16 protein-coding genes and 1 rRNA gene are annotated in these 12,260 nt (G+C 71.7%); 12 read left to right on the top strand and 5 right to left on the bottom strand.

The features are described 5' to 3' along the window. Window positions 1-93: ribosomal RNA gene (gene rrf / locus ABTZ99_RS43380) — 5S ribosomal RNA — on the top strand; the annotation flags it as partial. A gap of 69 nt (window positions 94-162) precedes the next feature. After that, on the top strand, window positions 163-1,026 hold the full coding sequence (locus tag ABTZ99_RS43375; RefSeq protein WP_499618953.1) for a GNAT family N-acetyltransferase: 864 nt from the start codon (window positions 163-165) through the stop codon (window positions 1,024-1,026). On the opposite strand, the gene ABTZ99_RS43370 is transcribed toward ABTZ99_RS43375, so the two are convergent. Genes ABTZ99_RS43370 through ABTZ99_RS43355 form a run of 4 tightly spaced genes read right to left on the bottom strand, consistent with a single transcriptional unit; the run spans window position 1,007 to window position 2,918 of the window. Next, window positions 1,007-1,213, bottom strand: a complete 207-nt coding sequence (locus ABTZ99_RS43370; protein WP_053717423.1) for a helix-turn-helix domain-containing protein — start codon at window positions 1,211-1,213, stop codon at window positions 1,007-1,009. The genes ABTZ99_RS43375 and ABTZ99_RS43370 overlap by 20 nt on opposite strands. Then, a complete protein-coding gene (locus tag ABTZ99_RS43365) occupies window positions 1,210-1,818 on the bottom strand; it encodes a hypothetical protein (RefSeq protein WP_499618950.1) in 609 nt (202 codons plus the stop codon). Before ABTZ99_RS43365 ends, ABTZ99_RS43370 begins: the two co-directional genes overlap by 4 nt. Window positions 1,819-1,820: 2 nt before the next feature. Then, window positions 1,821-2,423: a hypothetical protein gene (locus ABTZ99_RS43360; RefSeq protein ID WP_498784745.1), complete on the bottom strand. Its 603-nt coding sequence runs from the start codon at window positions 2,421-2,423 to the stop codon at window positions 1,821-1,823. A gap of 30 nt (window positions 2,424-2,453) precedes the next feature. Then, window positions 2,454-2,918 carry an Lrp/AsnC family transcriptional regulator gene (locus tag ABTZ99_RS43355; RefSeq protein WP_499618947.1) on the bottom strand — a complete coding sequence of 155 codons (465 nt, stop codon included), beginning with the start codon at window positions 2,916-2,918 and terminating at the stop codon, window positions 2,454-2,456. A 79-nt stretch (window positions 2,919-2,997) separates the two neighbouring features. On the opposite strand from ABTZ99_RS43355, the gene ABTZ99_RS43350 reads away from it, so the two are divergent. The 6 genes from ABTZ99_RS43350 to ABTZ99_RS43325 all read left to right on the top strand — a co-directional run bounded on the left by ABTZ99_RS43350 (window position 2,998) and on the right by ABTZ99_RS43325 (window position 9,632). After that, window positions 2,998-3,474, top strand: coding sequence for a rhodanese-like domain-containing protein (locus tag ABTZ99_RS43350; protein ID WP_499618945.1), 477 nt, complete (start codon window positions 2,998-3,000; stop codon window positions 3,472-3,474). 15 nt (window positions 3,475-3,489) lie between these two features. Beyond that, window positions 3,490-4,227, top strand: coding sequence for a type 1 glutamine amidotransferase (locus tag ABTZ99_RS43345; RefSeq protein WP_498784749.1), 738 nt, complete (start codon window positions 3,490-3,492; stop codon window positions 4,225-4,227). Between the two features lie 126 nt (window positions 4,228-4,353). Next, window positions 4,354-5,487 (top strand): inorganic phosphate transporter, encoded by a 1,134-nt coding sequence (locus tag ABTZ99_RS43340; protein ID WP_498784751.1) that lies wholly within the window; start codon window positions 4,354-4,356, stop codon window positions 5,485-5,487. Then, entirely contained in the window at window positions 5,484-5,708 is a 225-nt protein-coding gene (locus ABTZ99_RS43335; RefSeq protein WP_498784753.1) for a hypothetical protein, read from the top strand. Before ABTZ99_RS43340 ends, ABTZ99_RS43335 begins: the two co-directional genes overlap by 4 nt. A gap of 39 nt (window positions 5,709-5,747) precedes the next feature. Beyond that, window positions 5,748-8,690, top strand: coding sequence for a bifunctional [glutamine synthetase] adenylyltransferase/[glutamine synthetase]-adenylyl-L-tyrosine phosphorylase (locus tag ABTZ99_RS43330; RefSeq protein WP_498784755.1), 2,943 nt, complete (start codon window positions 5,748-5,750; stop codon window positions 8,688-8,690). A 12-nt stretch (window positions 8,691-8,702) separates the two neighbouring features. Continuing rightward, window positions 8,703-9,632 (top strand): NADP-dependent oxidoreductase, encoded by a 930-nt coding sequence (locus ABTZ99_RS43325; protein WP_498784757.1) that lies wholly within the window; start codon window positions 8,703-8,705, stop codon window positions 9,630-9,632. Window positions 9,633-9,677: 45 nt separating this feature from the next. Here the strand turns inward: ABTZ99_RS43325 and ABTZ99_RS43320 are convergent, their stop codons facing one another. Continuing rightward, window positions 9,678-9,893: a hypothetical protein gene (locus ABTZ99_RS43320; protein ID WP_053717413.1), complete on the bottom strand. Its 216-nt coding sequence runs from the start codon at window positions 9,891-9,893 to the stop codon at window positions 9,678-9,680. Window positions 9,894-10,082: 189 nt separating this feature from the next. On the opposite strand from ABTZ99_RS43320, the gene ABTZ99_RS43315 reads away from it, so the two are divergent. From ABTZ99_RS43315 to ABTZ99_RS43300, 4 genes are read left to right on the top strand one after another with little or no spacing between them, the layout of a single operon-like run. Next, window positions 10,083-10,712: a hypothetical protein gene (locus tag ABTZ99_RS43315; RefSeq protein WP_499618940.1), complete on the top strand. Its 630-nt coding sequence runs from the start codon at window positions 10,083-10,085 to the stop codon at window positions 10,710-10,712. Next, window positions 10,713-11,126, top strand: a complete 414-nt coding sequence (locus tag ABTZ99_RS43310; protein WP_498784761.1) for a YkvA family protein — start codon at window positions 10,713-10,715, stop codon at window positions 11,124-11,126. Between the two features lie 43 nt (window positions 11,127-11,169). Further along, on the top strand, window positions 11,170-11,391 hold the full coding sequence (locus ABTZ99_RS43305; protein ID WP_499618937.1) for a hypothetical protein: 222 nt from the start codon (window positions 11,170-11,172) through the stop codon (window positions 11,389-11,391). Next, window positions 11,391-12,128, top strand: a complete 738-nt coding sequence (locus ABTZ99_RS43300; protein WP_499618935.1) for a DUF6338 family protein — start codon at window positions 11,391-11,393, stop codon at window positions 12,126-12,128. Before ABTZ99_RS43305 ends, ABTZ99_RS43300 begins: the two co-directional genes overlap by 1 nt. The last annotated feature ends 132 nt before the right edge of the window (window positions 12,129-12,260 follow it).

Genomic DNA, 12,260 nt, shown 5'->3' with positions numbered 1-12,260 from the left:
ACACCCGGTCCCATTCCGAACCCGGTAGTTAAGCCTTCCAGCGCCGATGGTACTGCACTCGTGAGGGTGTGGGAGAGTAGGACGCCGCCGAACATACTTCACCCTCAGGGGCACTCGTTTACTCGAGTGCCCCTGAGGGTTTTTTGCGTTACCGTCCGTTTCGTGGCCGAGGTGACGAGACACGACGACCTGGCGGAGTTCTGGGCGTTGACGGGCGACTTCTTCAACGCCGACCCGGTGTTCCACACGATCCCGATCGCGGCGGTCGACCGCAGGCTCAACCACGCCGACCCGGAGGACGAGCCACCGCTGCTGGTCAGCGTTTCCGAGGACGGCGTCCTGGTGGCCGCGGCACTGCGCACGCCGCCGTGGCCGCTGACCTTGAGCGGTGTGGCGCCGGAGTGGGCGGAGGTCGTCGCGGACGCGCTGGCCAGCGACGTGGAGCTGCCCGGCGTCAACGGGCCGCGGGAGTCGGTGGAGGCCTTCGTCGTCGCCTGGGCCGCCCGCACGGGCTGCAACGCGCGGGAGCACATGGCGCTGCGCCTGTACGAGCTGGGCGACCTGGTCACGCCCGAGGTCCCCGGCGCCGCGCGCCTGGCGACCCTGGACGACCTCGAACTGCTCAGCCACTGGCGCACGGAGTTCGCCGTCGAGGCGACCGAGCAGGCCCGGGACGAGGGGAGCGAGGACCGCTCCCGGTTGATGCTGCGCGTCAGCCTGGCGGCCGGGCACGGTCACCTGATCTGGCACGTCGGCGACACCCCGGTGGCGTGGGCGGCGGCGAACGCGCCGGCGTCCGGCATGTCCCGCATCGGCCCCGTCTACACCCCGCCCGAGCACCGCAGGCACGGTTACGGCGCGGCGGTCACGGCCGCCTGCGCGTCGTGGGCGCGGGAGAACGGCGCCGAGCACGTGGTCCTCTACACAGACCTGGCGAACCCGACGTCGAACTCGATCTACCAGCGGATCGGGTTCCGGCCGGTGGTCGACTCGGCGGAGTTCGTGTTCACCCCGGCCGGTGACTGAGCAGGTCGCCCGGCTGGCAGTCCAACGCCTCGCACAGGGCGGTCAGCGTGCTGAACCGGATCGCCCTGGCCCGGCCGTTCTTGAGGATCGACAGGTTGACCACGGTCACGCCGACTCGGTCCGCCAACTCGGTCAAGGTCATCCCGCGCTCGGCCAGCAGCCGGTCGAGGTGCACCTGGATGCTCACACGGTTCCCTCCAGGTCCGCGCGCATCTCCGCGCTCGTGCGCATGATCTTGCCAAGCGTCAGCAGGCCCACGCCGGTGACCACCGCCCACCACGGCACGGACCAGTCGAACAGGAACTCGACCAGGGGCACGTCGAACGTGACGGCCTGCCTCAGCAACAGCAGGCGCACGACGGCTTCGGCCGACGTCACGACCGGCATGGCCACGAGCGTGAACCACCCGAGTCGGCGCAGCCGGTCCGCGGTCGCCGCCGTGTGGACGCCCTCGGACGCCGCGCGTTCCAGCAGCCTCATCAGCAGGAAGAACAGCACGGCGTAGGCGAACCACGTCAGGGCGCCGTCGAGGACACCGAGCACCCGCTCGGGAAGGCCGGGGTCGTGCAGGCAGTAGCGAAGCTCCGACGGGTAGTTGGCCACACCCTCGCGCAGCGCTCCTTTACCCAGGTACCGCGCGCCGAACCCGCCGGCGATCGCGGCCGAGGAGAAGCACAGGTCGCGGACGGTGTTGCCGACCTCGGTCGTCACCCCGAGCAGGAAGCCCACTGCGGCGACCGACCACATGAGGCGCACGACCTTGGTGAACGGCCTCAGCACGTCCTGCTCCACGATCAGACCGTCCCTTCGAGGTCCGCGCGCATCTCCGCGCCGTCCCGCACGATCTTCGCCAGCGACAGCAGCGCGATGCCCGTGATGACCGCGAACCACGGCGCCTCCCACTCGCCGAAGAACGACGCGAAGCCCGCGTCGAACGTCACGGCGGCGTGCACGAGCGTGGTCCGCGCGATCGACTCGACCATCGCCGCCGCCGGCAGCACCCACAGCAAGTAGTGGCCGAAGCGCCGCACGTCGGCCGCCGTGGCCGGGGTGTAGATGCCGTGGAGCGCGGCACGCCGCAGCAGCAACAGGAGCAGCAGGAGCGCGCCGACCCTGGTGACGGCGGTCGGCGCCTCGGACAGGAAGTCGAGCACGTGCTGCCACGGCACGGGGTCGTCCACGCACAGCGTGACCCGGTCGACGTCGTCCAGCCGGACTCCCGCGACCAGGTCGCGGCCCTCCGCGTCGTGCGGCCAGTACTTGGCGGTGAAGCACACCGGGTCGAACAAGCCGATCGTCAGCCGGATCGCGGTGGTGAGGCCGAACGCCCCCAGGCTCAGCGCGAACACCGCGGACACCACGCCGGTCAACGGCTCTAACGCGTTCCCCCTCGACATGAGATGCCCCCCGCATATCGTTTATCGATGTTATCGAGAAACGATACCCTCCAGCACGTCCCGCGTCACGGGCCGGTTGCGGGCGTGGGAGGAGAACACCAGGGACGTGGTCGTGTCGCCGTACCGCTGGGCCTGCTCCACGAACTCCTCGAGCTCCACCATCGACCGGCACACCACGCGCAGCAGCCAGCAGTCGTCACCGGTCACGTGGTCGGCGTCGCGCACCTGCGCGAGCGTCACCACCCGTTCCCGGAACCGGGGCGTGTCCAGGCTGCGCACCCGCACCCGCACGATGGCCTCGATCGGCAGCCCGAGCCGCTGCGGGTCGACCACCGCGACGTACCCGGTGACGATCCCGGCCTGCTCCAGCCGGCGCACGCGCTCGGTCGTCGCGGGCGCGGACAGGGAGACCCGCTTGGCCAGCTCGGTGAACGTCATCCGGCCGTCCCGCTGGAGCAGGTCCAACAACTTCCAATCCATATCGTCCAGTTCCACCGTGGAATCGTAAGCGGAACCCGCGCCACGCCTGGAGTTCCGCATGGGACAGAACACGCTGGTCAGCCACGATTTACCCATGACCAACACGCTCCGCTTCCCCGCCGCCGACCCCGCTGCCGCCGCCGCGTTCTTCGCCGCGGAACTGGCCTTCGAGGCCGACCCGGACGACGTGATCCGGGACCTGAAGGCAGGCACGACCGAGGGCTTCCAGCTCGTCGAGACCCGCAGTCCCGAGGCGTTCGCCCGGGTCCGCATCCCCGGCGCGATCAACCTCCCGCACTGGGACGTGGACGAGACGACCACCGCCGACTGGGACCGCGACCTCGTCTACGTCTGCTACTGCGAGAGCTTCGAGTGCAACGCCGCCACCAAGGGCGCGCTCAAGCTGTCGCGGCTCGGGTTCAAGGTGAAGCGACTGGCCGGCGGCATCACGACCTGGCACGCGTCGGGCTACCCGGTGGAAGGTGACGCGGTCGAGGGTGACGCGGTCGGGGCCGGCGCTGCGGCGGGTGACGGCGGCACGAGCCTGCACGGAATCTCCTGCGACTGCTGATCTACCCTCGGACGGGTGACGCGCCTGCTCGTGCTGCAACCCGACCGCGACGACCCGCCCGCCCGCCTCGGCGAGTGGCTGACCACCGCCGGGGCGGTGCTGGACGTGGTGAAACCGTACGAGGAACCGGTGCCGGAGACGCTCGACGGCTACCAGGGCGTGGTCTGCCTGGGCGGCGCGATGGGCGCGCTGGACGACGTCGCGCACCCGTGGCTCGCGGACGTGCGCAAGCTGCTGTCCCACGCGGTGTCGAAGCGGGTGCCGCTGCTCGCGATCTGCCTCGGCGCGCAGCTGCTGGCCGCGGCCACCGGCGGGCAGGTGCGGCGCAGCCCGCAGGGGCACGACGTCGGCGTGCGGCTGGTGGCCAAGCGGGACGCGGCGAGCGGCGACCCGTTGTTCGACGAGCTGCCGTGGACGCCGGACGTGCTCCAGTTCCACGAGGACGAGGTCGGCCTGCTGCCGCCGACGGCGTTGTTGCTCGCGTCCTCCCCGAAGTGCGCGAACGAGGCGTTCCGGGTCGGTGACCGCGCCTACGGCGTGCAGTTCCACATCGAGACCACGCCGGACATGGTTCTGGGTTGGGCCGAGGGGTACCCCGAGGCGGTGGCGAACGTGCGGCCGGAGGTGCTCGACCCGGACCGTCTCGCGGCCGGTCACGAGGACATTCAGGAGGTGTGGCAACCGTTTGCCGAACGATTCGTGCGCCTGGCCGCCGGTGAGCTGACGATCCACCGGAGCCTGCCGCTGGTGTGATGAACCTCCACCGATGTGAGCGTTCATCGTTCGGACAGGTAGCGTTCACCTCGTCGTCGTGAGTGTTCATCGGCCAGACGGGTAGCGTTTACCTTCGACTGTGTCGATTCAGTTGGAGGAATCAGCGTGGATGCCTCGCTCCTCGTCATCATCGTGGTCATCACGGCTCTGGTCTTCGACTTCACCAACGGCTTCCACGACACCGCGAACTCGATGGCGACCTCCATCGCCACCGGCGCGCTGCGGCCACGCACGGCCGTCGCCTTCTCCGCGGTGTTGAACCTGGTGGGAGCGCTGTTGTCGGTCGAGGTGGCCAAGACGATCTCCGGCGGGATCGTCGACGACGCCAGAATCACCCCTGCGATCGTGTTCGGCGGGCTGATCGGCGCGATCATGTGGAACCTCGTGACCTGGTACGTCGGGCTGCCGTCGAGCTCGTCGCACGCCCTGTTCGGCGGCCTGATCGGCGCGGCCTGGGTCGCCTCGGGCGCGGACGCGGTGCACTTCGCGAAGGTCGTGGACAAGGTCGTCGCGCCCGCGATCGCCGCGCCGCTGGTGGCGGGGATCGTGGCGCTGGTGGCGACCTACCTGACCTACCGGCTGACCAAGCGGGCGCGGAAGTCCGTGACGGACCGGGGTTTCAAGGCGGGCCAGATCGCGTCGGCCGCGCTCATGTCGCTGGCGCACGGCACTAACGACGCGCAGAAGACGATGGGCATCATCACGCTCACGCTGATCACCGCCGGGACGCTCGCGCCGGGTTCAGAACCGCCCCTCTGGGTGATCCTGAGCGCGGCGATCGCCATCGCGCTGGGCACCTACCTGGGCGGTTGGCGGATCACGAAGACCCTCGGCTCGGGCCTGACCACCATCGAGGCGCCGCAGGGCTTCGCCGCGCAGACCAGCGCGGCGACCGTGATCATGGCGTCCTCGCACCTCGGGTTCGCGCTGTCCACGACGCACGTCGCGTCCGGCGGCATCATGGGCTCCGGCCTGGGCCGCCAGCGCGACGGCGTGCGGTGGGGCGTGGCGGGTCGGATGGCGGCGGCCTGGGGGCTGACGCTGCCGGCGGCGGGCCTGGTCGGCGCGCTCGCGGGCAAGGTCGCGTCGCTCGGCACGGCGGGCGTGGTGGCCGTGGCGGTGGTCGGCATGGGCGTGGCGCTGGTGATCTGGCTGCTGTCGCGCCGCGAGCCGGTGCGGCCCGAGCACGTGGTGGACGAGATCGCGGCACAGGCCGAGACGCACAAGGTGGCGGCGTGAAGATCGACTGGGCGGCGTTGGGCGCCGTGTTCGGGGTGAGCCTGGCGGTGGTGCTGGGGCTGGTCCTGCTGTTCTCCGGCGGGCTGCGCGCGCTGTCGGCGCGGGAGGCGGCGCAGGAGCGGCAGGCGTCCACGGCGGCGCCGACGGTCGTGGCGGTGGCGTGCCTGCTGGCGTGCGTGACCGTAGTGTTGTTCGGCATCTACTTGATCGTGGCGGGCTGACGCTTTTTTCGGCGTCCCGGCGGGCTACGGTGTTCGTCGATGACCGATCCAGCCCGCCTGCCCACGTCCCCCGCGCGGTTCGGCCTGACCGAGGCGCGCGGCGGTGAGCACCTGCGCGCCGCCGGGTGGTGGGAGGGGCGGCGGCCGAGCGAGGGCAACGAGCCGATCCTGGTGGCGTTGTCCCGCAGCCCGGACCCGGACCTGGCGTTGCTCGGGGTCGACCGGCTGCGCGTCGCGCTCGGTGACCGGTGGCCCGAGCTGGACCAGGCGCTGCGGGACGTCGAGGCGTTGCGCGGGCGGCTGCTCGCGGTGCTGGGCTCGTCCACCGCGCTGTCGGACTTCCTGGTCGCCAACCCGGACCGCTGGCACGACCTGGTAGACGCCGAGCCGGTGGACGCGGGGTCGTTCGTGCCCGCCCTCCTCGCCGCGGTCGAAGGGCTGACCGGCGCGGACGCGGTGCGCGCGCTGCGGCTCGGCTACCGGGCGCTGCTGTGCCGGATCGCCGCCGACGACCTGGCGCACGTGGTCGAGCCCGACCAGCCGTACGTCAACTACGACGACGTGGCCAGCCTGCTGTCGGACCTGGCGGTGGCCGCGTTGCGGGCCGCGCTGGACGTCGCCGAGCGGCAGGTGCCGCGGTCGGACGAGTGCCGGCTCGCGGTGATCGCGATGGGCAAGTGCGGCGCGCGTGAGCTGAACTACGTCAGCGACGTCGACGTGGTGTTCGTCGGCGAGGGCGACCTGGCCGTGGCGACCCGGTTGGCCGGCGCCGTGATGCAGGTCGCGGGCCAGGCGTGCTTCGAGGTGGACGCGGCGCTGCGGCCGGAGGGCAAGGCGGGCGCGCTGGTGCGCACGCTGGACGGCCACGCCACCTACTACCAGCGGTGGGCGCGGACGTGGGAGTTCCAGGCGCTGCTCAAGGCCAGGCCGGTGGCCGGCGACGAGGAGCTGGGCCTGCGATACATGGACGTGGTGCGGCCCCTGGTGTGGACGGCCGCCGAACGGGAGAACTTCGTGCCCGACGTGCAGGCCATGCGCCGCCGCGTGGAGGACCACGTGCCGGCGAGCCTGACCGACCGGGAGCTGAAGCTGGGCCGCGGCGGGCTGCGTGACGTCGAGTTCGCCGTGCAGCTGCTGCAACTCGTGCACGGTCGCGGTGACGAGGAGCTGCGCATCACCACGACCACCCAGGCGTTGACGGCGTTGGGGCGCGGCGGGTACGTCGGCCGCGCGGACGCCGCCGACTTCGGCCGCGCCTACCGGTTCCTGCGCACGTTGGAGCACCGGTTGCAGTTGCAGCGGCTGCTGCGCACGCACCTGTTCCCGGCCGACGACGACGTGGCCGCGCTGCGCTGGCTGGCGCGTGCGTCGGGGTTGCAGGCCGAGGGCGGGCTGTCGGAGAGCCAGGTGCTGCTCGCCGAGTTCCGCAAGCGCGCCAACCAGGTGCGCCGGCTGCACGAGAAGCTGTTCTACCGGCCGCTGCTGGAGGCCGTCGCGAAGGTGCCGACCGAGGGGCTGCGGTTGACCACGTCGCAGGCCGCGGCGCGACTGGCCGCTCTGGGGTATGCCGCGCCGGACGGCGCGTTGAAGCACATCGAGGCGCTGACCAGGGGCGTTTCCCGGCGGGCGCGGATCCAGACGGCGCTGCTGCCGGTGCTGCTGGACCTGTTCGCCACCACCCCGGACCCCGACCGCGGGCTGCTGGCGTACCGGAAGGTGTCGGAGGCGTTGGCCGAGACGCCCTGGTACCTGCGGCTGCTGCGGGACGAGGGCACGGTGGTCGACCGGCTGGCCGCGCTGCTGGGCACGTCGAAGCTCGTGCCGGACCTGCTGGTGCGCGCGCCCGAGGTGCTGCCGCTGCTGGCCGACACCGACGCGCTCGTCGGCCGCGACCCGATGACCATCGGCAACCCGCTGCGCAGCGCCGTGTCCCGGTACAGCGACCTGGGACGCGCGGTCACCGCCGCCCGGTCCCTGCGCCGCCAGGAGCTGCTGCGGGTGGCGTCGGCGGACCTGCTCGGGCTGGTGCCGCTGCGGACGGTGTGCGTGTCGCTGTCCGAGGTGTGGGTGGCGGTGTTGCAGGGGGCGTTGGACGCGGTGGTGCGGTCGGCCGGTGAGCGGTTGGCGTCGATCGCGGTCATCGGCATGGGCCGGCTCGGCGGGCGCGAGCTGGGGTACGGCTCGGACGCCGACGTGCTGTTCGTGTGCGAGCCCGCCGAGGGCGTGAGCGACCCCGACGCCGCCCGGTACGCGTCGTCGGTGGTGGAGCAGGTGCGGCGGCTGCTCAGCGCGCCCAGCCAGGACCCGCCGTTGCAGGTGGACACCGACCTGCGGCCGGAGGGCAGGCAGGGGCCCCTGGTGCGCACGCTCGACTCCTACCGGGCCTACTACGCGCAGTGGGCCGAGCTGTGGGAGGCGCAGGCGCTGCTGCGAGCGCGGTTCATCGGCGGCGACGCGGACCTCGGCGCGCGGTTCATCGAGATGATCGACCCGGTGCGCTACCCCGAGCACGGGCTGGACGCCGCCGCGGTGCGGGAGATCCGGCGCATCAAGGCACGCGTCGAGGCCGAGCGGCTGCCGCGCGGCGCCGACCCGTCCACGCACACCAAGCTGGGGCGGGGCGGGCTCGCGGACGTCGAGTGGACCGTGCAGCTGCTCCAGTTGCAGCACGCGTGCGAGGTGCCCGGCCTGCGCACGCCGTCGACCGTGCGCGGGCTGCGCGCGGCGACCGAGGCGGGCCTGGTGTCGGAGGACGACTCGTCGGCCCTGATGGACGCGTGGGTGATGGCGACCGAGGCGCGCAACGCCGTCGTGCTGGTGAAGGGCAAGGCCGGTGACCAGCTGCCCACGGCCGGGCGCGACCTGGCCGCGGTGGCGTCGGCGATGGGGCACGCGGGCGACCCGGGCGGGTTCCTGGACTCCTACCGGCGCACGACGCGTCGCGCGCGGGCCGTGATCGAGCGCATCTTCTACGGTTCCTGAACACTGGGGTTCGTGAAAGCGATCGCGCAGACCGAATTCGGAGATGCCGAAGTCCTCGTGGTGCGGGAGCTGCCTGACCCGCCGATCGCGCTGGACCAGGTGCTGGTCGAGGTGCGTGCCGCCGGGGTGAACCCGGTCGACCGGCTGGTGCGCATGGGGTACGTGGCGAGTTCGACGCCGTGCCACTTCCCCCTCGTGCCGGGCTGGGACATGGCCGGGGTGGTGCGCGCCGTCGGGCCCGCGGTGGACGGGTTCGCCGTCGGCGACGAGGTGTTCGGCTACCAGCGCAAGGACCACGTGCAGCACGGGACGTACGCGGAGCTGATCGCCGCCACCGAGCGCGGGTTGGCGCACAAACCGGCGTCGCTGTCGTTCGTGGAGGCGGGCGCGCTCTCGCTCACCGGGCTCACGGCGTTGCAGTCGTTGCGCAAGGTCGGGGTGTCGTCGGGTGACACGGTGCTCGTGCACGCCGCCGCGGGCGGTGTCGGGCACCTGGCCGTGCAGGTGGCGCGGATCCTCGGCGCGGCAAGGGTGATCGGCACGGCGTCGCCGCGCAACCACGGGTTCCTGCGGTCGTTGGGCGCGGAGCCGGTGGCCTACGGGGACGCGCTCGTGGACAACGTGGCCGAGCTCGTCGGCGGCGACGGGCTGGTCGACGTGGCGTTCGACTGCGTCGGCGGCGCGGCGCTCAACGACTCGCCCGCGCTGGTGCGCGACCCGGCCCGGATCGTGTCCATTGTGGATACCAACGTGCTGGAGCTCGGCGGCCGGTACTCCTACGCCAAGCCCGTGCGGGAGGACCTGGACTGGCTGGCCGGGCAGGCGGGCTCGGGCGCGCTGAAGGTGGAGGTGCAGCAGACGTTCCCGCTGGCGCAGGCCGCCGAGGCGCACCGGCTGCTGGAGGGCAAGCACGTGCGCGGCAAGGTCGTGCTGACGGTGTGACGTGTGGTGGAGGGCCCCCGTCGAGGGCGGGGGCCCTCCGGCTGCCTACTCCTCGTCGACGGTCGGGACCGTGGTGAGCAGTTCGACGATCCACTCCTCGACGAGCGTGTCGTCGGATTCCTCGTCCTGGACGAGGCGGTTCGACACCCGGACGCCGAGACCGAGCACGTCGGCGGCGCCGATCGCCTCGATCGCCTCGGCGGCGGAGTCGAAGATGTTGGTGGACAGCACCTGGGCGGGGGTTGCGACGTCATCAGACACGGCGCGACCTTAACCGCCCTCCCCGATCGGGGTAGGAGCAGCCCTGGTGTCGACGGCGTGTTGATCGGGGGCTACACACCGTCGATCTAGGGCCGCCACGCATTGACTATTGGTGTTCCTTATGTCGAGACTAGCGACACTCCTGGGGGAGATTCACGTTCGCACGCGTGCGCCCGGACGAAGGACGTCATGGACGACGAGACCCACCGCAAGAAGAGCAGCGCGGCTTTGAAGATCAGCTTGGTCATGCTCGGCGTGCTGGTCCTGCTCGGGGTGATCCAGGCGGTCACCGCCGGCACGGTCGGCGTCGGCGCGTTGAGCGTCACCCTGCGCGAAACTTCTTCGACCACGCCCACCTCCACCTCTCCCACCTCGGAGGACACCGTCGGCGGCCTGGACGGCGCGGTGGGCACGACCTCGGAGGAAGAAGCGCCGCCCAGCGTGGACACCAAGGTGCTCACCGGGTCGTGGAAGCAGGCGCGCGGCCTGCTCACCGTGGAGATCACGAAGGTGGAGAACTCCGGTGGCCGCCTCAAGGTGTTCGCCACCGCCATCAACGCCAGCAACGCGAAGATGGACCTGCCCCTCGCGTCCATCTCGGCGGTCGACGACGCGCAGCGCGACTACGCCGCGTCCGTGTCCACCAGCCGGTGGCCGGTGTCGATCGCGAAGAACTCCAGCATCAACGGGTACCTGGAGCTGGACCGGAAGGCCGGCGCCGACAGCACGTCGTTCTCGCTGACGTTCGCGGGGATCATCGGCCAGCTCGCGCCGACCGGCGGTGCGGTGACCGTGACCGGGATCCCGATCCCCAAGTAGGTGGACGTCCTCGTCGGTGTGCTGGTCGGGCTGGTCGGCCTGTGGCTGGTGCTGCTCCTCGGTCTGTTCCTGGTCCGGCCCCGCGGCGTGGCGCTGCGGTTGGTGCTGCGGCTGCTGCCGGACGTGCTGCGGTTGGTGACGCGCCTGGCCCGTGACCCGCGGGTGCCGCGGTCGGCGCGCGTGCGGCTGTGGCTGCTGCTGGGGTACCTGGCGCTGCCGTTCGACCTGGTGCCCGACTTCATCCCGGTGCTGGGGTACGCGGACGACGCGATCGTGGTGTGCTGGGTGCTGCGTTCGGTGATCCGTGCGACCGCGTTCGACCTGGTGGAAGCCCACTGGCCCGGTACCGCGGACGGGCTGGCGGTGGTGCGCCGGTTGGCCGGCGTCGGGCCGGGCGGGGCGAGCAGGGGGTAACGCGGTCGGTACGCTGCGCGACTTCCGGGTAGGGAGGGAGCGCATGGCAGACGATCGCAAGGCCCGAGTCGAGCGCCTGGTCGCCGAGATCGAGGCCGTCGAAGCTGTCGAGGAACTACCGCCGTTGCCCGCCTCGGCCGTGCCGACCGGTGACCCGTACGACGCGGACGAGGCCGAGAGTCCGATGCCGGCGAGCGGAGGGCCGTTCAGGTACCTCGACTCCGAGGCGAGCGAGCCGCCCCCGGTGCGCGGAGACACCCGGTAGTGGTGCCGCAGACCCTGGGTGCGGTGGCGTCGTTCCTCGCGCTGGTCGCGCCCGGCATCGTGTTCGAGCTGCTGCGGGAGCGCAGGCGTGCGGGCTTCAAGGAGTCGCCGTTCCGCGAGGCGTCCCGGGTCGCGCTCGGCAGCCTCGCGTTCACGCTGACCGCGTGCGCGCTGCTGATCGCCGTGGGCGCCGCGGTGCGGGCGGTGTTCGGCGTGGACGTCGTGGTGCCGCTGGACCGCCTGGTCCACGGCGGTGCCGCATACATGCGGACCCACCTGCCCCTCGTGCTCACGTCCGTCGTGGCCGAACTCGTGCTGGCCTGCGCCCTGGCCGCCCTCCTCGACCTGCTGCTGGCCCGTCATCGCAGCGAGATCACGTCCGTGCGGCAGCAGACCGCGTGGCACCAGGTCTTCCGCCGCGACCGCCCGCCGGGCAGCGTGCCGTGGGTCCACGTGCACCTGGTGGACGGCACGTCGTTCTTCGGCTTCCTCCGCTCCCACACCGCGTCGGGCGTGCCGGAGGAGCGGGAGATCGTCCTGGAAGGCGTCTCCATGACCTACCTGGGCAAACCGCTGGACGGCGCCGAGACCCACGTCGAGGACGTCATCGGCGAACGCTGGGCCCGCGTCGTCATCCCGGCCACCCAGATCCAGTACCTCCGCGTCCAATACCGGGACCACGAGTCGGGCCACCTCCTCGACACCCGCCCCCGCTCGTCCACGCCGTCCTCGACCTGACCTGCTCGTGGAAGGCCGAAGGCCCGGTGACCGTGGTGGGATGCTGTTGGCGAATGCGCCCCGTCAGCTTTGGCTGGCGGGGCGCAGCGCTGCGAAGTGCGATGTCCGGGTCGACGCGTGTGGTGTCCCCGC

It is taken from the genome of Actinosynnema sp. NPDC002837 (assembly GCF_040295345.1).
Lineage (GTDB): Bacteria > Actinomycetota > Actinomycetes > Mycobacteriales > Pseudonocardiaceae > Actinosynnema.
This window is presented reverse-complemented; position numbering and strand designations above follow the sequence as displayed.